Origin of the sequence: Azospirillum sp. ST 5-10 (assembly GCF_051225715.1) — a bacterium.
GTDB lineage: Bacteria > Pseudomonadota > Alphaproteobacteria > Azospirillales > Azospirillaceae > Azospirillum.
In genome coordinates this window covers 1-24,101 of sequence record NZ_JBPJSP010000046.1, presented here as the reverse complement: position 1 = coordinate 24,101, position 24,101 = coordinate 1, and the positions used below count along the sequence as shown (strand labels likewise).

The 24,101-nt window shown below is 69.5% G+C and carries 22 protein-coding genes; 7 read left to right on the top strand and 15 right to left on the bottom strand.

Annotation, left to right across the window (positions count from 1 at the left end; translation table 11 throughout):
• Positions 1 to 81 precede the first annotated feature (81 nt).
• The 5 genes from der to ACSBPG_RS30095 form a co-directional block, all read right to left on the bottom strand.
• Positions 82 to 1,509 (bottom strand): ribosome biogenesis GTPase Der, encoded by a 1,428-nt coding sequence (gene der, locus ACSBPG_RS30115; RefSeq protein ID WP_435540952.1) that lies wholly within the window; start codon positions 1,507 to 1,509, stop codon positions 82 to 84.
• 112 nt (positions 1,510 to 1,621) lie between these two features.
• On the bottom strand, positions 1,622 to 2,965 hold the full coding sequence (locus tag ACSBPG_RS30110; RefSeq protein WP_435540951.1) for a PQQ-binding-like beta-propeller repeat protein: 1,344 nt from the start codon (positions 2,963 to 2,965) through the stop codon (positions 1,622 to 1,624).
• On the bottom strand, positions 2,962 to 3,561 hold the full coding sequence (locus tag ACSBPG_RS30105) for a tetratricopeptide repeat protein (RefSeq protein WP_435540950.1): 600 nt from the start codon (positions 3,559 to 3,561) through the stop codon (positions 2,962 to 2,964). Before ACSBPG_RS30105 ends, ACSBPG_RS30110 begins: the two co-directional genes overlap by 4 nt.
• Positions 3,562 to 3,776: 215 nt before the next feature.
• The gene (locus tag ACSBPG_RS30100; RefSeq protein ID WP_435540949.1) at positions 3,777 to 4,331 is read right to left on the bottom strand and encodes a thioredoxin family protein; all 555 of its coding nucleotides are present in this window, start codon (positions 4,329 to 4,331) and stop codon (positions 3,777 to 3,779) included.
• Between the two features lie 187 nt (positions 4,332 to 4,518).
• Positions 4,519 to 5,163 carry a LuxR C-terminal-related transcriptional regulator gene (locus ACSBPG_RS30095; protein ID WP_435540948.1) on the bottom strand — a complete coding sequence of 215 codons (645 nt, stop codon included), beginning with the start codon at positions 5,161 to 5,163 and terminating at the stop codon, positions 4,519 to 4,521.
• A gap of 674 nt (positions 5,164 to 5,837) precedes the next feature.
• Between ACSBPG_RS30095 and ACSBPG_RS30090 the strand changes: the two genes are divergently transcribed.
• Positions 5,838 to 6,563: a response regulator transcription factor gene (locus ACSBPG_RS30090; protein ID WP_435540947.1), complete on the top strand. Its 726-nt coding sequence runs from the start codon at positions 5,838 to 5,840 to the stop codon at positions 6,561 to 6,563.
• 163 nt (positions 6,564 to 6,726) lie between these two features.
• Here ACSBPG_RS30090 and ACSBPG_RS30085 read toward each other — a convergent pair whose 3' ends face one another.
• Positions 6,727 to 7,422 carry a LuxR C-terminal-related transcriptional regulator gene (locus tag ACSBPG_RS30085; RefSeq protein ID WP_435540946.1) on the bottom strand — a complete coding sequence of 232 codons (696 nt, stop codon included), beginning with the start codon at positions 7,420 to 7,422 and terminating at the stop codon, positions 6,727 to 6,729.
• A 463-nt stretch (positions 7,423 to 7,885) separates the two neighbouring features.
• On the opposite strand from ACSBPG_RS30085, the gene ACSBPG_RS30080 reads away from it, so the two are divergent.
• The gene (locus tag ACSBPG_RS30080) at positions 7,886 to 8,062 is read left to right on the top strand and encodes a hypothetical protein (protein ID WP_435540945.1); all 177 of its coding nucleotides are present in this window, start codon (positions 7,886 to 7,888) and stop codon (positions 8,060 to 8,062) included.
• A 153-nt stretch (positions 8,063 to 8,215) separates the two neighbouring features.
• Here ACSBPG_RS30080 and ACSBPG_RS30075 read toward each other — a convergent pair whose 3' ends face one another.
• Positions 8,216 to 9,670, bottom strand: a complete 1,455-nt coding sequence (locus ACSBPG_RS30075) for an nSTAND1 domain-containing NTPase (protein WP_435540944.1) — start codon at positions 9,668 to 9,670, stop codon at positions 8,216 to 8,218.
• Positions 9,671 to 10,282: 612 nt separating this feature from the next.
• On the opposite strand from ACSBPG_RS30075, the gene ACSBPG_RS30070 reads away from it, so the two are divergent.
• Positions 10,283 to 11,413, top strand: a complete 1,131-nt coding sequence (locus tag ACSBPG_RS30070; RefSeq protein ID WP_435540943.1) for an alpha-D-ribose 1-methylphosphonate 5-triphosphate diphosphatase — start codon at positions 10,283 to 10,285, stop codon at positions 11,411 to 11,413.
• A gap of 70 nt (positions 11,414 to 11,483) precedes the next feature.
• Here ACSBPG_RS30070 and ACSBPG_RS30065 read toward each other — a convergent pair whose 3' ends face one another.
• The 5 genes from ACSBPG_RS30065 to ACSBPG_RS30045 form a co-directional block, all read right to left on the bottom strand.
• Positions 11,484 to 11,909 (bottom strand): DUF6524 family protein, encoded by a 426-nt coding sequence (locus tag ACSBPG_RS30065; RefSeq protein WP_435540942.1) that lies wholly within the window; start codon positions 11,907 to 11,909, stop codon positions 11,484 to 11,486.
• 115 nt (positions 11,910 to 12,024) lie between these two features.
• A complete protein-coding gene (locus tag ACSBPG_RS30060) occupies positions 12,025 to 12,474 on the bottom strand; it encodes a MarR family winged helix-turn-helix transcriptional regulator (protein ID WP_435540941.1) in 450 nt (149 codons plus the stop codon).
• Positions 12,475 to 13,147: 673 nt separating this feature from the next.
• On the bottom strand, positions 13,148 to 13,765 hold the full coding sequence (locus ACSBPG_RS30055; protein ID WP_435540940.1) for a TetR/AcrR family transcriptional regulator: 618 nt from the start codon (positions 13,763 to 13,765) through the stop codon (positions 13,148 to 13,150).
• 336 nt (positions 13,766 to 14,101) lie between these two features.
• Positions 14,102 to 15,037 (bottom strand): pirin family protein, encoded by a 936-nt coding sequence (locus ACSBPG_RS30050; protein WP_435540939.1) that lies wholly within the window; start codon positions 15,035 to 15,037, stop codon positions 14,102 to 14,104.
• A gap of 216 nt (positions 15,038 to 15,253) precedes the next feature.
• The gene (locus ACSBPG_RS30045; RefSeq protein ID WP_435540938.1) at positions 15,254 to 16,147 is read right to left on the bottom strand and encodes a LysR family transcriptional regulator; all 894 of its coding nucleotides are present in this window, start codon (positions 16,145 to 16,147) and stop codon (positions 15,254 to 15,256) included.
• 153 nt (positions 16,148 to 16,300) lie between these two features.
• Between ACSBPG_RS30045 and ACSBPG_RS30040 the strand changes: the two genes are divergently transcribed.
• The gene (locus ACSBPG_RS30040) at positions 16,301 to 16,954 is read left to right on the top strand and encodes a hydrolase (RefSeq protein ID WP_435540937.1); all 654 of its coding nucleotides are present in this window, start codon (positions 16,301 to 16,303) and stop codon (positions 16,952 to 16,954) included.
• Between the two features lie 336 nt (positions 16,955 to 17,290).
• On the opposite strand, the gene guaA is transcribed toward ACSBPG_RS30040, so the two are convergent.
• The 3 genes from guaA to ACSBPG_RS30025 form a co-directional block, all read right to left on the bottom strand.
• Positions 17,291 to 18,841 carry a glutamine-hydrolyzing GMP synthase gene (gene guaA / locus ACSBPG_RS30035; protein WP_435540936.1) on the bottom strand — a complete coding sequence of 517 codons (1,551 nt, stop codon included), beginning with the start codon at positions 18,839 to 18,841 and terminating at the stop codon, positions 17,291 to 17,293.
• An 80-nt stretch (positions 18,842 to 18,921) separates the two neighbouring features.
• Positions 18,922 to 19,470, bottom strand: coding sequence for an N-acetyltransferase family protein (locus tag ACSBPG_RS30030; protein WP_435540935.1), 549 nt, complete (start codon positions 19,468 to 19,470; stop codon positions 18,922 to 18,924).
• A 73-nt stretch (positions 19,471 to 19,543) separates the two neighbouring features.
• A complete protein-coding gene (locus tag ACSBPG_RS30025; RefSeq protein ID WP_435540934.1) occupies positions 19,544 to 20,896 on the bottom strand; it encodes an RsmB/NOP family class I SAM-dependent RNA methyltransferase in 1,353 nt (450 codons plus the stop codon).
• Between the two features lie 301 nt (positions 20,897 to 21,197).
• Here ACSBPG_RS30025 and mltA point away from each other — a divergent pair, with 301 nt between their 5' ends.
• The 3 genes from mltA (at position 21,198) to ACSBPG_RS30010 (ending at position 24,009) form a co-directional block, all read left to right on the top strand.
• Complete coding sequence (gene mltA, locus ACSBPG_RS30020; RefSeq protein ID WP_435540933.1) at positions 21,198 to 22,361, top strand: murein transglycosylase A; 1,164 nt, start codon at positions 21,198 to 21,200, stop codon at positions 22,359 to 22,361.
• Positions 22,362 to 22,372: 11 nt separating this feature from the next.
• Complete coding sequence (locus ACSBPG_RS30015) at positions 22,373 to 22,933, top strand: GNAT family N-acetyltransferase (protein ID WP_435540932.1); 561 nt, start codon at positions 22,373 to 22,375, stop codon at positions 22,931 to 22,933.
• A gap of 338 nt (positions 22,934 to 23,271) precedes the next feature.
• A complete protein-coding gene (locus ACSBPG_RS30010; protein WP_435540931.1) occupies positions 23,272 to 24,009 on the top strand; it encodes an RING finger protein in 738 nt (245 codons plus the stop codon).
• Positions 24,010 to 24,101 lie beyond the last annotated feature (92 nt).

The following is a 24,101-nucleotide window of genomic DNA, read 5'->3' as shown; positions in this document are numbered from 1 at the left end:
CGGCGGGCCGCGGCCCGCCGCCTCACGGCGCCGGCGGCCCGGCCGGCGGCACCCGGCCGCCGGTGCCAATGATCGTCGGTGCTACTCGTCGGCGTACGGGTTCTTGCGCTTGCGCAGGACGATGCGGATCGGCACGCCCGGAAGGTCGAAGGTGTCGCGCAGGCCGGCGGCGAGATAGCGCTGGTAGCTCTCCGGCAGGTCCAGCGGCTTGTTGACGAACAGCGCGAAGGTCGGCGGGCGCGCCTTGATCTGCGTCATGTAGCGGATCTTCACCCGGCGGCCGTCGACCAGCGGCGGCGGATGGTGCTCGATCACGCCCTCCAGCCAGCGGTTGAGGCGCGCCGTGGAGATGCGCCGGTTCCACACCTTGTAGGTCGCCAGCACGGCGTCGAGGAGGACGTCGAGCTTCTGCCCCTTGAGGGCCGAGATGGTGACGGTCCGGATGCCCCGAGCCTGGGCGAGCGACGCCTCCAGCTTGTCCTCGAGCTGCTTCAGCGCCATCGCCCGGTTGTCGACGGCGTCCCACTTGTTGAGGGCGATGACCAGGGCCCGGCCCTCGTCGATGACCATGCGGGCGATGGTCAGGTCCTGCTTGTCGAAGATCTGCGTGGGATCCAGGACGAGCACCACCACCTGCGCCATGCGGATGACGCGCAGCGCGTCGGCCACCGCCAGCTTCTCCACCTTGCCCTCGACGCGGGCGCGGCGGCGCATGCCGGCGGTGTCGACGAGGCGGAACGCCCGGTCGCGCCAGGTCCAATCGACGGCGATGGCGTCGCGGGTCATGCCCGCCTCGGGCCCGGTCAGCACCCGCTCCTCGCCGACCAGGCTGTTGAGCAGGGTCGACTTGCCGACGTTGGGACGGCCGACGATGGCGATCTGGATCGGCTTGGAGAGGTCCTCCTCCTCCTGTTCGTCCGGCTCCTCCGCCGCCGCGCCCGCCGTGCCGTCGGCGTCGGCCGGCGGAGCGGGTTGGGCCGCGGCCTCCGCCGGCTCGGGCGGCGGCTCCTCCTCCTTCGGCGCGAAGGGCAGCAGCGCCTCGACCAGATCGGCCATGCCCTCGCCGTGCTCGGCCGACAGGGGCACGGGATCGCCGAGGCCGAGTTCGTAGGCCTCCATCATGCCGGCCTCGCCGACCCGGCCCTCGGCCTTGTTGGCGACCAGCACCACCGGCGTCCGGCCCTTGCGCAGCCAGGCCGCGAAGTGGCGGTCGAGAGGGGTGATGCCGGCGCGCGCGTCGATGAGGAACAGCGCCACGTCGGCGCGCGCCAGCGCAGCCTCGGTCTGCCGGCGCATGCGCGCCTCCAGGCTGTCGTCGAACACCTCCTCCAGCCCGGCGGTGTCGACCACGGTGAAGGACAGCCCGCCGACGTGGCCGTCGGCGGCGCGCCAATCGCGGGTGACGCCCGGCGTGTCGTCGACGAGCGCCAGCTTCTTGCCGGCGAGCCGGTTGAACAGAGTCGATTTGCCCACGTTGGGCCGACCGACGATCGCCACGGTGAAGGTCATGCGACCGGACATCCCGTCCTGGAACCAGAGCACAAAGAGTATAGCAGCTTATCCCCGCCCGCCCATGGCCGGGCGAGGCGGGGCGCGGTCCGCGCCGGGGCGGCCCTCCGCGTCACCGGAAGGCGACGAGCGTGCCGCCGTCGGTCAGGACATAGAGGGTGTTGTTGGCGACCACCGGCGACAAGTAGGCGGCGTCCGGCAACGAATAGCGCGCCTGCACGGCGCCGGTCTCCGGCGCCAGAGCCAGGAGCTGAGCGTTGGAGCCGGCCACCCACAGGCGGCCGCCGGCGAGCACCGGCCCCGCCCAGGAAATGCGCCCGGTGCGGTCCTCGGGGTCCTCGAAGCGGTCGAGCGCCACCACCCACTTGGCCCGGCCGGACTGGCGGGCGATCGCCACGACCTCGGCGTCGTTGGTGACGACGTAGACGTAGTCGCCCGCCACCCACGGCGTCTCGACGCCGCCGACCTCCTGTTCCCAGAGGCGGGCGCCGATCCGCTCGTCGACCGCCACCATGCGGCCGGAGTGGCTGATGGCGAACACCACGCCGCGGTCGATCACCGGCATGCCGCGGATGTCGGCCAAGCCGCTGAGGGCACCGCCACGGCGGATCGCCGCGAGGTTCTCCTGCCAGGCGATGCGGCCGTTCTCCGGCCGCAGGCCGAACATCTCGCCCGACGAGAACGGGACGACCACCAGGTTGGCCGAGGCGGCGGGGCTGGCGGCGCCGAGCAGGCCGGCCGATTCCAGGAGGCCCGCGTGGGTCCACAGCAGGTCGCCGGTGTCGGCCGAGGCCGCGACGAGCTGATTGTCCAGCGTCACCGCGTAGACGCGCCCGCCGGCCACGGTCGGCGCGCCGCGCATCGGGCCGGACGCGCGTCGGCGCCAGATGATGGAGCCGTCGGCCGGATCCAGGGCGAGCAGTTCCCCATAGCCGGTGGCGGCGAACAGACGTCCGTTGGCGAAGGCGACGCCGCCGCCGGTGACGTCGCCCCGCTCCTTCTCCGGACGGGTGTCGGCCCGCCACAGGCTGGCCCCGGTGCGGGCGTCGACCGCCGTCACGTTGGAGCCGGCGTCCATGGTGAACACCCGGCCACCGGCGACCACCGGCTGGGTCAGCAGAACCTGCGACCCGCTGGACCCGCTGCCGGCATCGGCGCGCCACACCTCCGCCGGATTGGCCGCGAGCGCGGGATGGCCGAGATCGTGCTCGGCGTTGCCGCCGACCTGCGGCCACGCATCGTTGCTCACCGGCGGAGGCAGATTGACCGGCGCCGTGGCGAGCTGGGGGTCCGCCTCGATCCGGGATTCGCGCACCAGGATGGCGACCCGCTTGCCCGGCAGCGGCGGCGGCTCCGACTTGCCGAACCAGCTGTCGGTGGTGTCGCAGCCGGCCAGCAGCAGGCCGAGGACGGGGGCCGAGAGCAGAATGGCGCGCAGGGTACGCTTCCGGGTCATCGGGTCTTGCCGTAAAGGGCGGCGAGGTCACCGGCCCGCGAGCGGACGCCCGAGGGAGCCGAGGCATCGTCCGCCAGTTGCTGGAAGAGGGTGTGGGCGCGCTCGCGGTCGCCGGCGCGGGCGGCGAGCACCGCCTCCATCTCGCGGGCGGAGAACCGCCACGGGCTGGTGTCGGCCGAAAGCGGCTGCAGGCGCGCCACCAGGGCCGCCGGATCGCCACCGTCGAGCTGACGCATCACCGACAGCAGCGTCGCCAGGTCGCGGTAGACCGCGGCCACGCCGGTGTCTGCGGCGATCCCGTCGTAGATCCCGACGGCCGCCGCGGCGTCGCCCTTGCGGGCGAGCAGCGCCGCCTCGTTCAGCCGCGCCAGGGTCGCCATGTCGGCGTCGCTCCGGCCGACGAAGGCGTTCAGGGCGTCGATGCCGGCCTGAGGGCCGGCCGAGGCGGCATCGACCGCGGCAACCAGGGCCGCCGTGTCCTCGACGCGCTCGGAGCGCTGCCAGCTCGACCAGATGTTGTAGCCGGCGGTGCCGCCGATCAGCACGACCGCCGCCGCGATCGCCAGACCGCCGTAGCGCTTGAACAACCGCTCCATGCGGTCGCGGCGCAAATCTTCGTCGACTTCGCGGAAAATATCGCTCATGGCCCTACAAGCGGCGTGCGGAGGGACGGACACCGGACGCGCGGCGTCCGATGTCGGACTCTCGAACCGGCCGGATAGCAGACCCCCCGCCGCCGGTCAAGGCCGAGCCGCGCTTCGGCGGGACGATCGCGCCGACGGCGTGGGGCGGGACCGCTCGCCGGGCGGATTCAGCCCGCGTCCCTCCACTTGATCGAGCAGCCCATGCTGGGAATCTGGTCGGCCGGCCCCTGCCCGGTCTCGGCGATCCGGCACATGGCGTGGAACAGCTCGCGGGGGGCGTCGGGTTGCGCCTCGCGGCGCGACGCGTCGAGTCGGCCGCGATACTGGAGCCGGAGGTCGGCGTTGAAGCCGAAGAAGTCGGGCGTGCAGACCGCGTTGTAGGCGCGCGCCACCGCCTGCGTCTCGTCCAGCAGGTAGGGGAAGGAGAAGCGGTGCTGTTCGGCGAAGCGCTTCATGGCGTCCATGCCGTCCTCGGGATACTGGACGGTGTCGTTGGACATGATGGCGACGGCGCCGATGCCGTGGCCGCGCAGGTCGTCCACGTCGCGCACGATGCGGTCGATCACCGCCCGGACGTAGGGGCAGTGGTTGCAGATGAACATCACCAGCGTGCCGCGCGGGCCGCGCACGTCGGCCAGGGTGCGGACACGGCCGTCGACACCGGGCAGGCTGAAGTCCGCCGCCGCCCATCCGAAGTCGCAGATCGGGGTTTCCGCTGCCATCGTAGCCTCCTCTTCCCTCTCGGTTCACAGGGTACGATGTGGCGATGGCGACGCCAACGTCCAGCGGCACACGACCGGAGGACGAGGGCCGGCGGACGCGGCATCACGCCGCCGCCCGAGGCGGACCGAGGGGACGCGCCGGCCCGACGGGCCGGCGCGGGCGGACGAAGCACCGGGCCGGAGGACCTCAGCCGGCCATCTGGGCGGCGGCGATCACCGCCTGGGTGCGGTTCTTCACGCCCAGGGACTTGAAGATGGCGGTGACGTGGATCTTCACCGTGCCCTCCGAGAGTCCCAGCTCGTAGGCGATCTGCTTGTTGGACTTGCCGGCGCGCAGACAATCCAGCACCTCGCGCTGGCGCTGCGTCAGGCCGTAGTTGGCCGAGCGGTCGCCGGCCGGCTCGGCGACGCGGCGGCGCGCGGCGGCCTCGGGGCCGAAGGCGATCGCCCCCGGCGGCACGTAGATGCCGCCCGAGAACACCAGGTTCAGCGCGCCCATCATGACCTTCACGCTGGACGATTTGGGGATGTACCCGGTGGCGCCGAAGTCGAGGGCGCCGCGGATGTCGCTCAGCGATTCCGACGCCGATACGACGACCACCGGCGTGCCCGGCTGCAGATCGCTCACCTCGCGGATGCCCTCGAAGCCCGGCCAGCCCGGCATGTGCAGGTCGATGAGGACCACGTCGAAGCGGCTGTCGCCCCGACAATGTTCGGTCACCTCCCCGAAAGTCCCGGCCTCGACGAACACGGCGTCGGAATGCAGCTGTTCGAGCAGCCGGCGCAGCCCTTCCCGGAACAGCAGATGGTCGTCCCCGATCAGAATTCGCATGGTTCCCGTCCACCCTGTTGTGGCCGCCCGCAAAGGACTGGCCGCTCCCAAAATAGCGATGCTTCGGCTTACAGCTACCACAATCGGTAGTGGGCCTGTATATCGACAAGCGCCATACGCCATTCGAAATTGCAGACCGTGTCCATTTGAATCATTCGTTCTCGCCCGACACCATGCCTCCCGGACCAAAGTCATAGGCAACGCACCGAAAGCGGTACCGCTGCGCGAGGGGCCGAAGGAATGTGACGACGGTGGAGCCGCGCCTGCGCCGTGGCGCCGCAACGGCTGCCGCGGCGCACTTTCGAGTAGGCGCGCGGACCCGAAGGAGAAAACGCATCCGAAAGCGTGGCGAGGTCCCTGTCCATCTGGAACAGACCCGCACCACTCCATCATCTGATCGGGCGGCTTAAGAGTTATCACACGAAGCACGCGCGTAGCCAATCAGCTCGGCTTGACGATGTTGAATGATAATCTATCGTTTGATTTACAGTATCGCCGCAGAATTTATAAAATCGTAGCAACAGTGTCAAGATTTTTTGCAGTTTTTGCTCAAACAGGCAGAAGGCGCAAGGAACGTTTAGCCAATGTCTCTAACCCGAAGAGGCCAAAACACTGAGGACGACGCTGCCCTTCAAGGGCCAGCCGTGGAGCCCAAGGAAAGCCAGAGCCGACCCATGCACACGCATCGTGACTACGCGCCGGAGCCGGCGTTCCACCTGCCCAGCAACCCCGCGGTGACTGCCATGCACGTTTGCCTGATTCTGGACGATGACGCCCTGACGGACACGGTGGTCAAGGCACTGGAAGGTGCCGGCCGCCATCGCGTCACCGTGTTCCACGACATCGGCGAACTGACGCAGAGTGCGATGACCCCGGACGCCGTGCTGATCGGCCTGCAGCAGTTCACCGCCCTGCGCGAGAACGAGCCGATGGTCTATCTGCGCCTGTCGCGCCGCTCGCGCATCGTCGTCGTTCTGTCGTCGCGGGAACTGCTCGACGCCGCCCACGTCCTGGCGTTCGCCGACGCCTGGGTGTTCGAGGACATCAACGTCGACCGCATCAACGAGCTGCTGGACCTCGGCCTCGAGGGCCACTGCCTCATGCCGAAGCAGTTCCTGTCGCGCCTGGGCGTCGACGAGATCCGGCTGTCGCTGCTGCCACGCCTCTCCGAGGCGGAGTTCGAGACCCTCCGCCTGCTCGGGGAAGGGTTGAACAACCGCACCATCGCCGGCCACCTCGACCTTTCCGAGGCGGTCATCAAGTCGCTGGTGCGCAGCGTGCTGTCGAAGCTGCACTTCCGCAACCGCACCGAAGCCGGCGTGTTCGCCGCCCGCCAGCAGGGCGCCCTGCACGCCGCCCGGCACGGCACCGCGATGCCGCTCGACCGCACCGGGACCTGAGCCGCGCGCGCGCCCGGCCTGGGCGCTCGCCGCGAGAAAGCGCGTGTTGCGGCCGCGAGGAAGCGCGTGCTGCGAACGCGTCTCCGGAACGCACGAACACGACACCGGCGCCCATCCCGGCGCCGGTGTCGTCCGTGCGGCAGCGATGCGGTGGGGCCCGTGCTCAGTGCGAGGCGGCGGCCGCCCCCGGCACCGCGGCGCCGCCGGCAAGCTCCCCGCCGATGCCGTTGTTGAGGGCCCAGATGGCGGCCTGCGTGCGGTTGGAGGCGTTGATCTTGCGCAGCAGGCTCTTCAGATGGACCTTCACCGTCGCCTCGGTGATGTTGAGGTGATTGGCGATCATCTTGTTGGAGTCGCCGTTCAGCAGGCAGCGCAGGATCTGCACCTCGCGCTGCGACAGCCCCTTGCGCGACACCGGCATCTCGGCGCCGTTGCCGTTGACCCGACCGCTGATCAGCAACGCCGCGAGGTGGGTGGGGAACACCTTCTCGCCCATCATCACCAGCTTGAGAGACTGGGCGAGCGCGTCCGACGACAGATCCTTCATCAGATAGCCGTCGGCCCCGGCCTCCAGCGCGTTGGCCAGGCGCCGGGTGCACAGCTCGCTCGTCAGGATGACCAGGCGGGCATCGGGAAGGTGGGCGCGCAGACCGCGCATGCCCTCGGCCTCTTCGTCGCCGCCGCTGGCGAGGTCGAGCAGGACGAGCTCCGGCTTCAGTCCCCCTTCGACGATGGCCAGAGCCTCCCGCAGGTTGCCCGCCTCCGACGCGATCTGGAAGGGGGAATCATCCAGAAGGCGCTTCAAACCTTCCCGAAAGAGCTTGTTGGAGTCGATCAGAAACGCACGAACTGGTTCCATCGTCTGCTCCCGCGGTATACGGACAAGGACATGAACAATCGCAAGAATTCCCGATTGGCTGGCGTGGCGCCGAGGCGGGCCAACCCGATGTTCCGACTGCGCCTCTCGATGGCACATGCGCACCGTTATTTTGGGGGAGATTATCCCTTCGACGACCGACCTGATACCTCTCTGTGGTATTAAGATAAGAACGCATTGGACATATGCGAAACGCGATTCCGGATTCGAAAGAGAAAACTCTATTTTTAAAGATTCAGCCGGGCCAAATCGGAAGTATATTTTTGGCGATAACTAACCCGTTCGCGCAGGCATTGCCCGCCTCTGCGAGCAGTGGATCTCAGGAGTGTGCCATGAGGTTGCCGCCGCGGTCTGCCGGGCGGTGACGGCGCAGGCACGAGAGCGCTGCCGCCGACCGCGGCGCCATGCTACAGCGGTTTCGCCTGCGGCAGGGAGACGGAAGGTCATGACGGTGTGGGAAGTGGCCGGGCTGCTCGGTGGCGGCTATCTTCTGATGCTCGCCCGGAGCGCCTGGAAGCAGGGGGAACTGCGCCAGTTCCTATGGAGCCTGCTGGTGGTCCTGGTGCTGGCGGCCGGAATCGCCGGGGCGGTCGCCATCGCCATCGCGCTCGACCACTCCTGACATTGGGCCGTGACGCGGGGCTCTGACGCGGGGCCGGCGACCGCGACGCGGAACATCGACGCGCGCCGCCGCCACCCTCCCCTGCCCACCCTCCCCTGCAACGTCGGGGAAAGCGGCAGGCGGCGCGCGCGTCCGTTCGTCGGCTCGCGGATGTCAGACCTGCGACCGTTCGACGGCCAGGCGCATCAGCACGTACTGCCGGGCCATCTGGTTGCGGAAGCGGTAGCGCGTGCGGCCCGGCTCCGGCAGGGCGACGAGCAGCGCGCCGTGGTCGTCGCGCGTCAGCCGCTCCAGCCGCGCCTCGACGTCCGCCGGCGGAGCGCCGTCTCCGCCGGCGATGTCGGCGGGATCGAAGACGCCGTACTCGTCCGCCGGACACAGGGCGGCGGCGTGCAGCGCGTCCTCCAGCGTCTCGCGCCGTCCCCCGGCGAGCCCGCGGTTGTAGGAGTCGACGATGCCGCGCTCGGCCTCCTGCAGGCAGCGGTTGACGGCGTAGGCGAGGTCGGCGTGTTCGACCTCCCGGACGCCGCGGCTGAAGGCGCTGCGCGCGGCGTGCAGTCCGAGGAGCTGGGCGTAATAAGGCAGGCCGCGGGCGAAATCGACGATGCGCCGCAGCGTCTCCGGCAGGAAGGTGAGGCCGGCGTTCTCGGCGCCGGCCTGGATCAGCCGCTCGATCTCCTTGTCCGTCATCAGCGGCAGGTGCACCGGCACCAGCGAACGCTGGATCGACGGATGCTTGCCAAGGAGCTGGTCGAGATTCTCGGCGACCCCGACCACCATCAGGGTCATCGGGATCGAGCTGTCCGTCAGGTTCTTGAACAGCTCCGCCAGCTTGTTGCGGAAGTCCTCGTCGGTGACGCGGTCGTACTCGTCGAGGATCAGCAGCACGTGGGTGTTCTGGATGTTCTCGAGGACCTCGTTCAGCTGGGTGACGCTGAACGAGCCTTCCGGCAGCAGCTCGGCGAAGCTGTTGAAGGTCCGCCGCGACGCGAACGGGCTGTCGGAGCCCGAGCGGTAGTAGGTCGACGGAATGCGCTTCAGAACGTGGCGGAAGATCTCCTCGAAGCTCAGCTCGCCGCTGCAGGTCAGCTTGATGGCGAGGTACCCGGCCTGGGCGGCGATGTGCTCGATGGCGTTGGACAGCGAGGTCTTGCCGCGCCCGCGGTCGCCGAACAGGATGACGTGCGCCCGCTCCTCCTCGACCGCGGAGATGATCCGCTTCAAGGTGGCGTTGCGACCGACGAAGAGGGAGTTCAGCTGCTTCTTCGGACGCGTCGGCGTGAAGGCCTCGCGCAGGATGCCGTTCACCTCCGGGGTGAGGCCGGTCAGCAGCGCCGCCTCGCCGCCGCGCTGTGTCTTCAGACCGTTGGCCACCGGAAAGGCGAAGCGCGGCAGGTCCGCCACTCCGGCGCCCGCCGCCGCCGCGGCCATGGCGGCCGTCGGGCGCTCGCCCGGGACGGCGGCGTTGGCGCGCTCGGGCTCCGGCCGCGGCGGCGCGGATAGGGCGTTGGGCACCGGCCGCAGCTTGGGCGGCACCGCCGGACCGGCCAGCCGCGCCGCCGCGACGGCCGCCGCCGCGGTTCCCCGCGCCGCTTCAGCCGTCTGCACGCCGCTCTGATCCTCCGCGCCTGCGCCGCGCCGCTTCCGAAAGAAGTTCCGCATGTCGTCCGCCTTCGGGCCGTCGTTGCTGGATGCGCGACCACCTCCGCCAGGGCGCGGACCACCGTCCGCGCCACCCGCCAAGGCGTCGCCCGAACCAGCATTTGGGGCCGAAAGGACATCGAACTCACTGGGAATTCGGATACTATACCGACGCGGGGGGCCCTCCCCCGGTGGTCGTGTTCGACGGGGGGCACCGCGGGTGATCGACGTTAATCCCATCGCCCGGGCTGACGCCGGGCCGCCGACCGCCGACATTGCCGTCGCAGCGGATCTTCCTTTCCGCTCCCCTACAGGCCGACGGCGTGGCCGAGCAGCGTCCAGGCGTAGAGGGTGACCATCAGCGCGATCAGCGTCACGGCTTCGCTCAGGAACTTCAGGACCGACATGGCGAACTCCTTCTTTTCGAGTGCTGTTCCATCGGGTGCGGTTCTGCGCGGCGCCGAAAGGAACAATGCCAGAACACCGGGCGAGCGGCAAGCGGTAAGTTCGCAATTCGTTCTCCCCGCGACCCTTCCGTTCCCGAAGCCGGCGAGCACGGTCGCCGCGGCGGTGCCCGAGATGGTGCTGACCAACGCCCGCATCGTCGCCCGCGACGGCGTGTTCCAGGGTTCGCTGGTGATCCGCCACGGCCGGATCGCCGACCTCGGCGAGGGACGCTCGCGCCTCCCTTCCGCCCACGACCTGGAGGGCGACCACCTGCTGCCGGGTCTGGTGGAGATGCACACCGACAACCTGGAACGCCTGCTCGTTCCGCGGCCGGGCGTGCTGTGGCCGGCGCCGCTGGGCGCGGTGGCGGCCCATGACGCGCAGCTCCTGGCCGCCGGCATCACCACCGTCCTCGATGCCGTGTGCGTCGGCGAGCACCGCGACGGCGGCTGCCGGCGCGACATTCTCGACCGCTCGGTGGCGGCGATCCGCGACGCCCGCGGCGAGGGGCTGCTGCGCGCCGACCACCATCTGCACCTGCGCTGCGAGGTCGCCGACCCCGACGTCCTCGCCCTGTTCGAGCCGCTGGCGGACGATCCGCTCCTGCGTTTGGTGTCGCTGATGGATCACACGCCCGGCCAGCGCCAGTGGGCCGACCTCGCGGTCTACCGCCGGCTGCTGATGGCCGAGGGGTGGGCGGAGGACGCCGTGCCCGGCCTGGTCGCCGGCCGCTGCGAGGCGCAGACCCGCTACGCCGCCAGCCATCGCCTGGCGCTGACCGCCCAGTGCCGCCAGCGCGGCATTCCGATGGCCAGCCACGACGACGAGACCCTCGCCCATGTCGAGGAGGCGGTGGCCGACGGCCTGACGGTCAGCGAGTTCCCGACCACCCGCACCGCCGCCGAGGCGGCGCACCGCGCCGGACTGCGCGTCGTCATGGGGGCGCCCAACCTGGTGCGCGGGGGCTCCCATTCCGGCAACGTCTCGGCCGCCGAGCTGGCGGCCGCCGGTCTGCTCGACATCCTGTCGTCGGACTACGTGCCGGGCAGCCTGATCGACGCCGCCTTCCGCCTGCACGCCGACCTCGGCCGGCCGCTGCACGAGGCGGTGGCGGCGGTCTCGGCGGTGCCGGCCGCGGTGCTCGGCTTCGCCGACCGCGGCGCCCTGGCGCCGGGACTGCGCGCCGACCTCGTCCGCGTCCGCCCCCTGCAGGGGCAGTCGATCGTGCGCTCCGTGTGGTGCGCCGGCACGCAGCGGCTGTAGCGCATCCCCTTCCCAGCGGCGGCGGGCACGGCTGGCCGCGGCGACGAGGGCTGCCCCGGCGGGGGTCGCCTCAGTGCGCCACCTCGTCCGTGGCGGTGACGTGGCCCGAGACCTGCTGGCGCACCAGCACCAGCGACAATCCGGCCGCCAGGGTGGCCGCCAGGAACGCCTCGACCAGCAGCATCAACCCGAACCGGGTGCGCGGCAGCAGGTCCTGGCTGTCGAGGGCCCAGGTCAGGGTCGAGAAGAAGAGGATGGCGAGGAACACCCCCATCCCCTTCATCGCCCGCCCCACCATCGCAAGGATGAAGCCGTAGAGGATCAGCAGCGAAATGCCGATGAAGATCTTGACCGGCAGATAGCTGGTGTCGGAGGAAAGCAGCCAGTCGACGTAGCAGTAGCCGCTCGGGTTGTAGGTCGCGGTGATCAGGGCGTAGAGGAACAGCCACCGGACGACGAAGTCGGAAAGCTTGAAACGCTGGGCCGCACCCGCCATGCATCCCCTCCCCCGCCGGCGTCCGCTGCTGGCCCGCTGATGTAGCGCACCGGGGCGACAGGGCGCCAGCGTCATTTCCCGGACCGCCGCGCGGTCCGGGAAATGACGCCGGCCGTCAGCTCAGGCGTTCGAGAAAGTCGAGGAAGCGGCTGCGTTCCTCGGGCGGCAGCGGCTCGAGGATGCGTTCATGGGTCTCCGCCACCTTCGGCAGCAGGTCGGTGACGAGCGCCTGGCCCGCGGCGGTGAGCCAGACGCTCTTGCGCCGACGGTCGCGCGGATCGGTCCGCCGCTCCACCAGCCTGCGCTCGATCAGGCGCATGATGACGCCCTGCGTCGTCGCCGGATCGACAAACGTCAGACGGCCGAGCCTCACCTGGGACAGCGGCCCCTCCTGGTGCAGCGTCATCAGCACCGCCCACTGGGTGGGGGTCAGCTGGCAATCCCCCAGCGCGTCGCTGAAGATCGCGCTGGCCCGCTGCACCACCCGCCGCAGACGATGGTTGATGCGCTCCGCCAGGACGAACTCGGCGGAGAGGGCCGCCGTGTCCGCCGACGTCTCATCCACGGGATAGGGTCCCGGAACGAACTCGTTCGCAGTCATCCGGCGCTCCGTCGGCCGGCCGCCATGCTCGGGGCAGAGGCGGGAATGCCGATGACCGGAAGGCGCGCGCCCGGCAGGACGTCAGCGACGGGTGGAACCAACCAGGGCATGTTAACCCACGCATCGTTCTAATTATGATTGCCAAAGAGCACCACAGGGCGGTGCCTTGGTCAAGCTTAAACCGAAATATCGGCATGCGTATAGGTGAATTCCGCCGCCGCCGCAAAAAGGGCTGTCGGCTTACAGCCGATGTGAAGAGAGTCTCACGAAGCAGATGTCATCGGGGGTGCCGCACTGCGGCGGAGCGGCTCTTGTTTCGCAAGTTTTGCCAAGGGGCACCGTCACGATAAAACTTCTCATACGCAGCGGTATGCCGTAGCGGAAGAAGATTCTTATCTTTATTGGAAATATTCATTCATTTGTATGATGACATATTATTCGCCACCGAGCGGACGCGACGCGCCATCCGCATCGCGGGGTGCCCGTTGTAGAGGGCCGGCACAGTGCTCTGCGCCGGCCGGGTCTGTGCGACCGCGGCGCCGTTCCGGGAATACCGACGCGGTGCAACCGCGTTGTCAGGCACGCCACGAGCCGCCCCGGCCGCGTCTCGCCGCCCCATCGTCCGTCCGCCAGCGCATCATCGCGAAGGCGCGCGCAGCCCACCCTCGATCAGCGAGGCGAGCGTCGCCACCGCTTCGGACCGGCTGCACCTGCCGCGCACCAGCGCGGCCGAGAGCGCCTCGCCGGCACCGACCAGCCCGATGCAGCGCCGTTCCAACTCGGCCGGCGCCAAGGTGCCGTGCGGCGCCAGCACGGAGACGAACATGCCGACGCTGTTGTCGAGCAGTTCCTGGAACACCGCGGCCTTTTCCCCACTGCCGGCCAAGGCGGCGCCAACCGCGTGGAATTCGTCGGTCGTGTCGGCGGCACAATTGATGTAGGCGTCGGCGAGTGCGGACGCCGTGTTTTCAAGGGACCGCTCGCTGGCGGTCATCATGTCCCGGAACGCATTCACCCGCTCGGTGTCGATCCATCGGTACAGGTCGATCAGCAAACCCGACCGCGTGCCGAAATGATCGTAGGCGACCGGCTTGGAGACCCCGGCGCGGACGGCGAGATGCCCGAGGGTGAGCCGGTCCGCGCCTTCCTCGCGAACGATCGCGAGCGCCGTGTCGAGCAGTTGACGCCGCCGTTCCGCCTTGGGAAGCCTGCGGCGAGACGCGTCTCCAGCCGCTCCATCCGTTCCGTTCTTCACGTTGCCGCGCCCCTTGCGGAATCCACCATGGGCAGGCCGGTTGGTGCCTACCGATGGTAGCTTTTAGCCCGACGCAGAGAAGCCTGGCAATGTCACTTGGCGCTTCTTCGGAAGCGTGCCCCAAGGGGTGGTGCGGCTTCGAAGCCGTCGCGCTCACCATCCTGGAATGGGGCGACGGGTTCGACAGTCGCCGCTTGCTCGAACCCATCGGTGGAATCCCACCGGCCGACGGCGAAGACCGCTACTGTGGGCAAACCGAGGCCGACGCCATGGCGGCGTGCCTCGAACCAAATGGCCTCCGGCCGTCCCGCGGCGGTTCCGCCCTGGTGGTGCCGGTCAATCCGGAAGAGGGATGTGCTCCTCCCGGTCACCGATCGGGAGATCGAAGCGCCCCTTGCCCCAGTTCTGCGCGCGCCATTCGGCTTTGGCCTCTTCGATGCGGTCCTTCGAGGAGGCGACGAAATTCCACCAGATGTAGCGCGGTCCGCCGAGCGTCGCGCCGCCGAGGATCATCAGCCGTGCCCCCCGGACGCCGGCCGCGACCGTGATCCGGTCACCGGGCCTGAAGACCATCATCCGAGAGGCCTCGTATTCCTGGCCGGCGACCGATATCGACCCTTCGACGATGTAGAGTCCCCTGTCTTCGTGATCGTCCGGCATCGGCAGCCGGCATGCGGGGTCGAGCGTCACGTCGGCGTAGAACGTCTCCGAGAACATGGTAGCGGGCGCCTTCTGGCCATAGGCGTCCCCGAGAATGAGCCGGACGGACACGCCGCGATCCTCGATCACCGGCAGCGCCTCCTTGCCGTGGTGCTCGAACATGGGCGCCATGTCCTCGTGGCTGTCGGGCAACGCCAGCCAGGTCTGTATTCCGAACAGGCTGTTCGGACCGGTTCGGGCGGCTGCGGAGGTGCGCTCCGAATGGGACACGCCGCGCCCGGCAACCATCCAGTTCAATTCGCCGGGACGGATGATCTGGTCGGCGCCGGTGCTGTCACGATGGTGGAAATCGCCGCGATAGAGGTAGGTGACGGTGCCGAGGCCGATGTGCGGGTGTGGCCGAACGTCGACGCCCTGCCCGGTCAGCAGGTCGGCCGGCCCGGCCTGGTCGAAGAAGATGAACGGTCCCACCATCTGCCGCCTGGGTGCGGGCAGAGCGCGCCGGACCTCGAAGCCGCCCAGGTCTCGGGCGCGCGGGACGATGAGAGTTTCGATCGCGCCGGGGCCGACCTCGTCGGGGCAGCCCGGTTCGATTGCCGGATTCCAACTCATGCGCCTCATCCTCTCTCAGGTTCTCGGGAGGCCTCACCCGCGGCGAAGCGAATGCCCAGATTGGGGAGCCATCATCCGCCCAACTAGCCTTGTGCCACGTCAAGCTGTGTCGCGATAGCCGGAACGTGCGGCCCCCGCCCTCGCGCTCGGCGGCTCGCCATAGGGCCGGCCGGCCATCGAGCGCAGGTCCGCCATAAGCCGGAGCCGCGCCCATTTTCAGCGGTCGATCCCCCAAAGGTCCGGACGTCGTGCGAAGTACGCCGTCAGCATTTCGGTCAGCACCCGGACTTTCCGTTCGGGATGCCGCCCCGGCGGCCGGACGACGTACGCGCCTGCCGACGGTGGGGGATAGCGTGTCATCACCGGAACGAGCGCGCCCGAGGCCACATATTCGTGCGTGATGCAGTCCGGCAGCCAGGCAATGCCAAGCCCCGCCGCTGCGGCAGCCGCCAGCGCCGTGGCGTTGTCGGCCTTGAACCTGCCCTGCGGCTGAACCGTGACGATCCTGTCGCCGTCCATGAACTGCCAGACTTCCGTTCCTTGCATGAGCGCCTGATGGTTGACGATCTGCTCCACCGTCTCAGGTGAACCGTGCGCCTTGATGTAATCCGGGCTTGCGACGAGCTTTCCATAGATCGGTCCGATGCGCTTCGCGACCAGGTTGGAGTCCTGAAGGTAGCCGACCCGGATCGCGCAGTCGAAACCCTCGGCGATGAGATCGACGAAGCGATCGCTGTAGGACGTATGGATGTGGAGCTGCGGGTGGCGTTGCGCCATTTCCGCGATCACGGGAGCGAAGTGGGTCGCGCCGAAGGTGAGCGGCATGGCAACCCTCAGGCGGCCGCACAGCTCACCGGTGGGGAGGATCGCTTCCCTGGCCGTGTCGATCTCGGCGGCGGCTCGGGCCGCGTGATCCCTGAACGTGATCCCCGCTTCCGTCAGCGCGGCGCCGCGGGTCGTTCGTGCAAGAAGCTGAACGCCGAGTTCCGCTTCGATCCGGAAAAGCCGCCGACTGACGATCGACTTGGAGAGGCCGAGCCGGCGCGCGGCGGCCGACACGCCCCCCGCATCGGCCACCGCGACGAAGGTCTGCAGATCTTCGATGTCCAACTCGACGTTCCTTGTCCCGCGACACAGCTTGCCCGACCTTGGCACTACCGCATCACCGGGAGGAACAGGAAATTGCGTCCGGACAGCGCCACCCGCTGGCGCGTGTCTTCACGAACCCGTCGCCGTCCAGAGCGGCAGAGAAAGGAAGCCCTGATGCCCCCGCGCAACGGCCTTGATTCGCTTCTTCGCCCCGAAGATTCGGTCCTCGTTCTGATCGATCACCAGCCTTACCAGTTGGCGAATCTGAACAGTCACGATCCGCACATGGTGGTCAACAACGCGACGGCGCTGGCGAAGGCTGCGAAGGCCTTCGGCGTTCCCACCATCCTGACGAGCGTGATCGTCGATCGCGGCGGTCGGATCTTCCCGCAGATCACCGACGTCTTCCCCGGCCAGGAGGTGATCGACCGCACCTTCATCAACACCTGGCAGGACCGCAAGGTCGTCGACGAGGTCAAGGCCACCGGCCGCCGGCAGCTGATCATCGCCGGCTTGTGGACCGAGGTCTGCGTCGCGATGCCGGCGATCCAGGCTCTCGGCGAAGGCTGGGATGTGACGGTCGTCACGGACGCCTCGGGCGGCACGTCGGCCGAAGCCCACGAGGTCGCGATCCAGCGCATGATCGCCGCCGGCGCGAACATGATGACGTGGCTGGCGGTGGTGTGCGAATGGCAGCGCGACTGGGCCCGCACCGAGCATGCCGCCGAGCTCACCGACCTGCTCGTGCAGCATGCCGCCGGCAGCGGCATCGCGTTCCTGTGGGAGCAGCAGCTCCTCAACACGCCGGTGCCGCCCGCCACGACGTGAATCGAGCGGGGATGGTGGGCGATCCGTCGCGCAAGCCGGGCGTCGACCGCGCCTCGTCATCCCCTCCCCCGAGCGCATGACCGGCGCATGACAGGGCGCACGCCCTCGGGAGGGCAGCCCAAGGCCGTCGATCGGTCGATGCGGGCCTGCTCTCCCGAGGCGACGCCGGAGAGCGGGCGGGCCGCGTTCATCCCGGCCGGATCCCCCGTGTTGCCCGACGTGCGAGATGGACGTCCGCCCTGACGGACGCGTGAATCCGCGCCCCGGGAGCCCGGCCACTCTCCGCCTTGCCGTGCTCGCCGTCCGTCCCGCACCGTCGAGGCTAAGGGATTGATATCACTCCCACTCGATGGTGCCGGGCGGCTTCGAGGTGACGTCGTAGACCACCCGGTTGACGCCGCGCACCTCGTTGACGATGCGGTTGGAGACGCGGGCGAGGAAGTCGTGCGGGAACGGGTACCAGTCGGCGGTCATGCCGTCGGTGGAGGTCACCGCGCGCAGCGCCAGCACGTGGTCGTAGGTCCGGCCGTCGCCCATCACCCCCACCGAGCGCACCGGCAGCAGCACCGCGAAGGCCTGCCAGATCGCGTCGTAGAGGCCGGCGCCACGGATCTCCTCGAGGTAGATGGTGTCGGCCTTGCGCAGGATCGCCAGCTTGTCCGGCGTGATCTCGCCGGGAACGCGGATGGCGAGGCCGGGACCGGGGAAGGGATGGCGCTTGACGAACGCCTCGGGCAGGCCGAGCTCGCGCCCGAGCGCCCGCACCTCGTCCTTGAACAGCTCGCGCAGCGGCTCCACCAGCTTCAGCTTCATCCGCTCGGGCAGGCCGCCGACGTTGTGGTGCGACTTGATGGTGACGCTGGGCCCGCCGGTGAAGGAGACGCTCTCGATCACGTCGGGGTAGAGGGTGCCCTGGGCCAGGAACTCCGCCCCGCCGATCTTGTGGGCCTCGGCGTCGAACACTTCGATGAAGGTGGCGCCGATGATCTTGCGCTTCTGCTCGGGGTCGCTGACCCCGTTCAGCTTGCCGAGGAACAGGTCGGCCGCGTCGACGTGCACCAGCGGGATGTTGTAGTGGTCGCGGAACAGCGTCACCACCTCCTCGGCCTCGCCGGCCCGCATCAGGCCGGTGTCGACGAAGATGCAGGTGAGCTGGTCGCCGATCGCCTCGTGGATCAGCACCGCCGCGACCGAGGAATCGACGCCGCCGGACAGGCCGCAGATCACCTTGCCGCGGCCGACCCGGGCGCGGATCGCCTCAACGGCCTGGCGGCGGAACGCCGCCATGGTCCAGTCGCCGCGGCAGCCCGCGACGCGGTGGACGAAGTTGGCGAGGAGCTGGGCGCCGTGCGGCGTGTGCACCACCTCCGGGTGGAACTGGACGCCGTAGAACTGGCGGGAATCGTCGGCGATGGCGGCGAACGGCGCACCGTCGCTGACCGCCACGGCGCGGAAGCCGTCGGGCAGCGCGGTGACGCGGTCGCCGTGGCTCATCCACACCTGCTCGCGCACGCCGTTGGCCCACAGCCCGTCGAACAGGGCGCAGGGCTGCGCCACCTCGATGAAGGCGCGGCCGAACTCCCGGTGGTCGGACCCCTGCACCGCGCCGCCGAGCTGCTGGCACATGGTCTGCTGCCCGTAGCAGATGCCGAGCACCGGCACCCCCATCTCGAACACCGCTTCGGGAGCCCGCGGGGCGTTCGCCTCGGTGACCGAGGCCGGGCCGCCGGACAGGATGATCGCCTTGGGGGCGAAGGCGCGGATGCGGTCGCCGTCCATGCTGAAGGGGTGGATCTCGCAGTACACGCCGGATTCGCGCACGCGGCGGGCGATCAACTGCGTGAACTGGCTTCCGAAATCGAGGATGAGGACGCGTTCGGCGGTCATGGCGGGCTCACGGGGCTGCAAAGCGTGCTAAATGCCCCTCCGCCCGCCACGGGTCAAGGCTCTTGGCCGCCGCGCGGGCGTCACAGCGATTCCGAGCCCGCCGCCTGGCGGGCCAGCGGGACGAGGTCGCGCCAGCCGTAGGCGGTCTCGACGGTCTCGCTGCCGGCGAAGCGCATCGGCCGCTCGGCCAGCCGCACCCCGCCCAGACGCTCGTAGAACCAGCGCGCCGGGTTGCCGCGCAGGCACCACACCACCGCCGAGGGCAGTCCGGCCAGCGCCATGCGTTCGGCGGCCGCCGCCATGAGGCGGCGCCCCAGGCCGTGCCCCTGCGCCTCATCGTGCAGGTAGAGCGCGTAGAACTCGCCGGCGTAGCCGTCGATGCCGGTGCGCTGGCGCCCGTAGCTGACGAAGCCGGCGACGTCGCCGGCGCCGTCCGCCGCCACCAGGGTGCCGTGCCCTTCGCGCTGCACCCGCACGGCGATCCGCCAGCGCGCCCGCACCGTGGACTCCGACATGTTCACCAGGAACTCCGCCGGAAGCATCCCGGCGTAGGTCGAGCGCCAGCTCGCCACATGCACCCGCGCGATGCCGTCGGCGTCGTGCGGCCCCGCGTCCCGGATGACGATCACGGCCCTCTCCCTTCCCATCCGTCTTCTTAGGACATGGAGCCTGGCCGGCCGCTTTTCCAGCGCTCCCCCGCCGTCAGGGCGCGTCGGCCGGCGCGGCCGGCGGCGGCGCGTCGGCCGTCGCCTCGTCGCGGCGGACCATCACCGCGGCGAAGAATCCGTCGGTGTCGTGGCGCGCCGGCGTCAGCCGCAGATAGGGGCCGTCGCCCGGCGGACGGCCGGCTTGCTCCTCCTCCCACACCTCGGCGACGGGCTTGACGACGAAGTCGGGATGGGCGGCCAGGAAGGCCGCGACCTGCGCCTCGTTCTCCTCCGGCAGCAGCGAACAGGTGGCGTACACCAGGCGCCCGCCCGGCTTGACCAGCCGCGCCGCGCTGTCGAGGATGTTCGCCTGCAGCGGCACCAGCTGGTCGAGGCCGGGGCCGAGCGGCCGCCAACGGCTGTCGGGGTTGCGCCGCCAGGTGCCGGTGCCGGAGCACGGCGCGTCGACCAGCACCCGGTCGAACTTGCGCTTGTGGCGCTTCACCCAGGGATCGCGCTCGCTCTTCAGCGGATGCGGCTCGATGTTGTGCAGGCCGGCGCGGCGGAACCGCTCGGCCGCGCGCTTGAGACGGCCTTCGAGCACGTCGCAGGCGACCACCCGGCCCTTGTTGTTCATGAGCGCGGCCAGCGCCAGGGTCTTCCCGCCGGCACCGGCGCAGAAGTCGACCACCTGCATGCCCGGCTTCGGCGCCACCGCCAGGGCGACGAGCTGCGATCCCTCGTCCTGGATCTCGACCATCCCCTGCTTGAACGCGTCCACCGTCGCCAGGGGCGGCCGGCCGCGCACCCGCAGCGACAGCGGCGACCAGGGCGTCGGCTTGGCCTCGATGCCGGCTTTCTCCAGCGCGGCGCGCGCGGCGGCGCGGTCGGCCCGCACGGGATTGACCCGCAGGTCGAGGGGGGCGGGCTCCAGCAGCGCCTGCATCTCCGGAACGAAACGGTCGCCGAGTGCCGCGCGCAGCGGCGCCTCCGCCCAGTCCGGGCATTCCACGCGGACGGTGTCGGGCATCGCCGGATGGTCGAGCGTGTGGCTGTCGAGGGCGGCGGCCAGCTTGGCCTCCGCCGGCGAGAAGGCGGCGGGGGCGAACTTGCCGCCGCTGAAGAGGGTGGCGACGGCGGCCGCGGCGCGGCCGTCGCCGAGAATGGCGTTGGCGATGACGCGGGCGCGCGGCGTCGCTCCGTGCCCCGAGCGCTCCAGCCACCAGGCGAGACGGGCGTGGCGGCGCAGGACGGCGTACACCGTCTCGGCGACGGCCGAACGGTCCTTGGAGCCGATGTAGCGCCGGTTGCGGAAGAAGGCGCTGATCACCGCGTCGGCCGGACGCGGGGTTTCGTCGATCTCGGTCAGCAGGTCGATCACCGCCTGAAGGCGGGCTGCGGGGGTCATCTCGGCTCCTCTCGGGACAGGGGACGCGCGTCCCGTCGCCGGGGATAACCCGTTTCCGCCCGGCTTGTCATCCCCCGCGCCGCGCCGACTCGCTTCCGGGCTTGCGCGCCGGTACCCCGATCGATATGATAACTCAAAGCGTTGTCCTGGCTTATTGACAATTTACTGGAGTTCCCGGACCGGCCCTTTCGAGGGGCGTCCGGAACGGATCGTCGTCGCCGGCCCACGCCACTCGCGGCGCGGACGGGCGACGGGGGCACCCACCATCAGCCGACCGGCGGCGACCGGTGCGAGGCGGATCATGGCAGACGCGGTCGAAGACGGCGTGGCGCGCACCCGCGCGCGCGCGCTCTGTGCGGTGATGCTCGTGGCGGTGGCCGGTTGCGCCACGCCGGGAGCGAACGGTCCGGCCGCGCCGGACACCGCCCACCGCGCGCGCAACGTCCCCCTCGACCTCATCGCCGAGGATTTCCGCCCCTTGCCGGGCTGGGGCACCGACGATCACGCGCACGCCCTGGCGGCGCTGCAGCAGACCTGCGCCTGGGTCGACGGGCAACCCGCGGACAAGCCGATGGGGGCCGACCCGCGGGCTGGCACGGTGGCCGACTGGCGGCCCATGTGCCACCTCGCCAGCACCCTGCCGGCCGGCGACCACGAGGCGGCCCGCCGCTTCTTCGAAGCCTCCTTCACCCCGGTCAGCCTGGTCGCCGGCGCCGAGGACGGCCTTTTCACCGGCTACTACGAGGTCGAGCTGCAGGGAAGCTGGACGCGCACCGACCGCTTCAACGTCCCGCTCTACCGCACGCCGCCCCGCACCCGGAAGGGTCTGCCCAGCCGCGCCCGCATCGCCGAGGGCGCGCTCGCCGGCAGGGGCCTGGAACTGCTCTGGGTCGACGACCCCATCGCCGCCTTCTTCCTGGAGATCCAGGGGTCAGGGCGGGTGCGCATGACCGACGGGACGGTCGTCGGCCTGAGCTACGCCGGGCAGAACGGCCACCGCTACTATCCCATCGGCCGCCATCTCCTCGACCTCGGCATCGCCACCCCGGACGAGATGTCGCTGCAGTACATCCGGCGCTGGCTCGAGGACCACCCGGCCGAGGCGCAGTCGGTGATGAACCTCAACCCGTCCTACGTCTTCTTCCGGCTGCGCAGCGGCGGAGGGGCGCGCGGCGCCCGCAACATGGAACTGACGCCCGGCCGCAGCCTCGCCGTCGACCCCGACCACGTGCCGCTGGGGGTGCCGCTGTGGGTCGAGCTGCGCGACGCGCCGGTGCCGGGCGGCGAGATCAGACGCCTGGTCGTCGCCCAGGACACCGGCGGCGCCATCAAGGGACCGGTGCGCGGCGACCTGTTCTGGGGGGCCGGCAGCGACGCCGAACAGGGCGCCGGCCAGATGAAGGCGCGCGGCCGCTACACCCTGCTGGTGCCGCGCCAGACCATCCAGACGGCGCAGCGCCGCTGACGGCGCCGGCGGTGCGTCTGGTCCGCCTCGCCGAGGTGGAGGACCGCGGCGCCGCGCTCGCCGCGCTCGAGGCCATTTTCTTCCTCTCGGCGCAGCGCCGGACCTTCGCCACGCCGCAGGAGCGCTCCGCCTTCCTCGCCACCTGGACCGGCTGGTACGTCACCCACGCCGCGGCCGACCTGTGGTTCGCCCATGCTGCCGATGGTGCCGCCGACGGCGCCCCGATCGGCTATCTCACCGGCTGCCGCGACAGCGCCGGAGCCCACGACCTGTTCCGGATCATCCCCCGGTACGACGCCTTCGCCGACCGCTTCGCGGCCTTCCCCGCGCACCTCCACGTCAACGTCCACCCCGACCACCGCAACGCCGGCGTCGGCGCCGCCCTGATCGCCGCCTTCGCCGCCGACTGCCGCACGGCCGGCCTGCCGGGCGTGCACGTCGTGACCGGCGCCGACGCCCGCAACGTCCCCTTCTACCGGCGCAACGGCTTCACCGACGCCGATCGCCGCGGCCCCCTCCTGTTCCTCGGCCGGCGGCTCTCGAGCGGGATCGCTCCAGGCCATTCACCTTGAAACGATCACGCTCTCGCGGTCCGTGCGTTCCATAACAGCCTGTTTGAAAGATTGGCCGCGCGCGACCTGAGCGACGTTTCCACGCGGAAATGGTCACGGTGCCGTGGCTCGATCGGCGTTGATTCCGCGTGTGGCGAAACGTCCGTGACGCTCATTCGGCAGATGAGATCCCGCCACGGCACGCGACGCGGGAGTATGTCGCAATTATCAGGACCTTCGGTACTCTTCGATGGCGGGATGGCAAAGGAAAAATTGTTGTCGATTGAACAGCATGTGCAAAAATGGTAAAAAGGAGAGAAGCTGGCATCGCGTGCCGGCCAACACGCTGGAGAAGCGCCATGCCGCAATGGCGGTGTCCGTCTGCAGGACCGGCGGGCAGCAGAACGCGTCCGGCTCTCGGCCGGGCGCTGCAACCTTCCGCGTCATCCGGCTTGCGCCCATCCGGATCGCCCGAAGGCAAGAACACCGAGGCCATCACCATCGCGCTGATCCTGACGATGGAACACTTTGGCGGAGGGGAGCTTTTGAGGCGCGAGATACGCGCACCACAAGGATGTGACACGATCAAGACGTTTCTTCAGCGGCAAACGCAGGAAAACAAACAGGGTGCGGAGGTATGGTCGAAGTCGCCCACAGCACCACTCCCTCACCGCGGCAAGGCCACCATTCAGCTCATGCAAAACGACGAGGAGCCGGACATTTGCGCGATCTGTCGGGCTCCGTTGACAGAAGATGGGCCGGTCATTCACCTGACCTGCAACCACCGCTATCATCGTCAATGTATATTGACTTGGTCGCAAAACCAGGGGAGAACAAACAACATCTGCCCTTTGCGTGACGGCGGGAACATTCCCCTTGTCGTGGTCCAACAAGAGGCCAGGAGAAATGCTCCTGGGATTTGGCATTATATTTTCTTCATGATTGCCTTGTTTTTGATTTCTTATCTTGCCTACAACAATTGGGGATCGATCCAAAACGCCTATGCTTCCTTGACCGGCGGCAATGACGGGCGCCTGCGACCGAACTGGTTGCTGATCATCATTTTAATAATTCTGCCGATGTTGTTTTTTGGCTAGCCCGGATGAGTTCGCGTAATTGCTCACGGGGTTGGCGAAAAGGGTTGCCGCGGGGCTCGGAATATGAGTCAACGTGTGGATGGAGAAGCCGC

Coding starts and splice junctions, on each gene's coding strand:
- der (WP_435540952.1), bottom strand. CDS start 1,509: ATGACCTTCACCGTGGCGATCGTCGGTCGGCCCAACGTGGGCAAATCG.
- ACSBPG_RS30110 (WP_435540951.1), bottom strand. CDS start 2,965: ATGACCCGGAAGCGTACCCTGCGCGCCATTCTGCTCTCGGCCCCCGTC.
- ACSBPG_RS30105 (WP_435540950.1), bottom strand. CDS start 3,561: ATGGAGCGGTTGTTCAAGCGCTACGGCGGTCTGGCGATCGCGGCGGCG.
- ACSBPG_RS30100 (WP_435540949.1), bottom strand. CDS start 4,331: ATGGCAGCGGAAACCCCGATCTGCGACTTCGGATGGGCGGCGGCGGAC.
- ACSBPG_RS30095 (WP_435540948.1), bottom strand. CDS start 5,163: ATGCGAATTCTGATCGGGGACGACCATCTGCTGTTCCGGGAAGGGCTG.
- ACSBPG_RS30090 (WP_435540947.1), top strand. CDS start 5,838: ATGCACACGCATCGTGACTACGCGCCGGAGCCGGCGTTCCACCTGCCC.
- ACSBPG_RS30085 (WP_435540946.1), bottom strand. CDS start 7,422: ATGGAACCAGTTCGTGCGTTTCTGATCGACTCCAACAAGCTCTTTCGG.
- ACSBPG_RS30080 (WP_435540945.1), top strand. CDS start 7,886: ATGACGGTGTGGGAAGTGGCCGGGCTGCTCGGTGGCGGCTATCTTCTG.
- ACSBPG_RS30070 (WP_435540943.1), top strand. CDS start 10,283: ATGGTGCTGACCAACGCCCGCATCGTCGCCCGCGACGGCGTGTTCCAG.
- ACSBPG_RS30065 (WP_435540942.1), bottom strand. CDS start 11,909: ATGGCGGGTGCGGCCCAGCGTTTCAAGCTTTCCGACTTCGTCGTCCGG.
- ACSBPG_RS30050 (WP_435540939.1), bottom strand. CDS start 15,037: ATGAGTTGGAATCCGGCAATCGAACCGGGCTGCCCCGACGAGGTCGGC.
- ACSBPG_RS30040 (WP_435540937.1), top strand. CDS start 16,301: ATGCCCCCGCGCAACGGCCTTGATTCGCTTCTTCGCCCCGAAGATTCG.
- guaA (WP_435540936.1), bottom strand. CDS start 18,841: ATGACCGCCGAACGCGTCCTCATCCTCGATTTCGGAAGCCAGTTCACG.
- ACSBPG_RS30025 (WP_435540934.1), bottom strand. CDS start 20,896: ATGACCCCCGCAGCCCGCCTTCAGGCGGTGATCGACCTGCTGACCGAG.
- mltA (WP_435540933.1), top strand. CDS start 21,198: ATGGCAGACGCGGTCGAAGACGGCGTGGCGCGCACCCGCGCGCGCGCG.
- ACSBPG_RS30010 (WP_435540931.1), top strand. CDS start 23,272: ATGCCGCAATGGCGGTGTCCGTCTGCAGGACCGGCGGGCAGCAGAACG.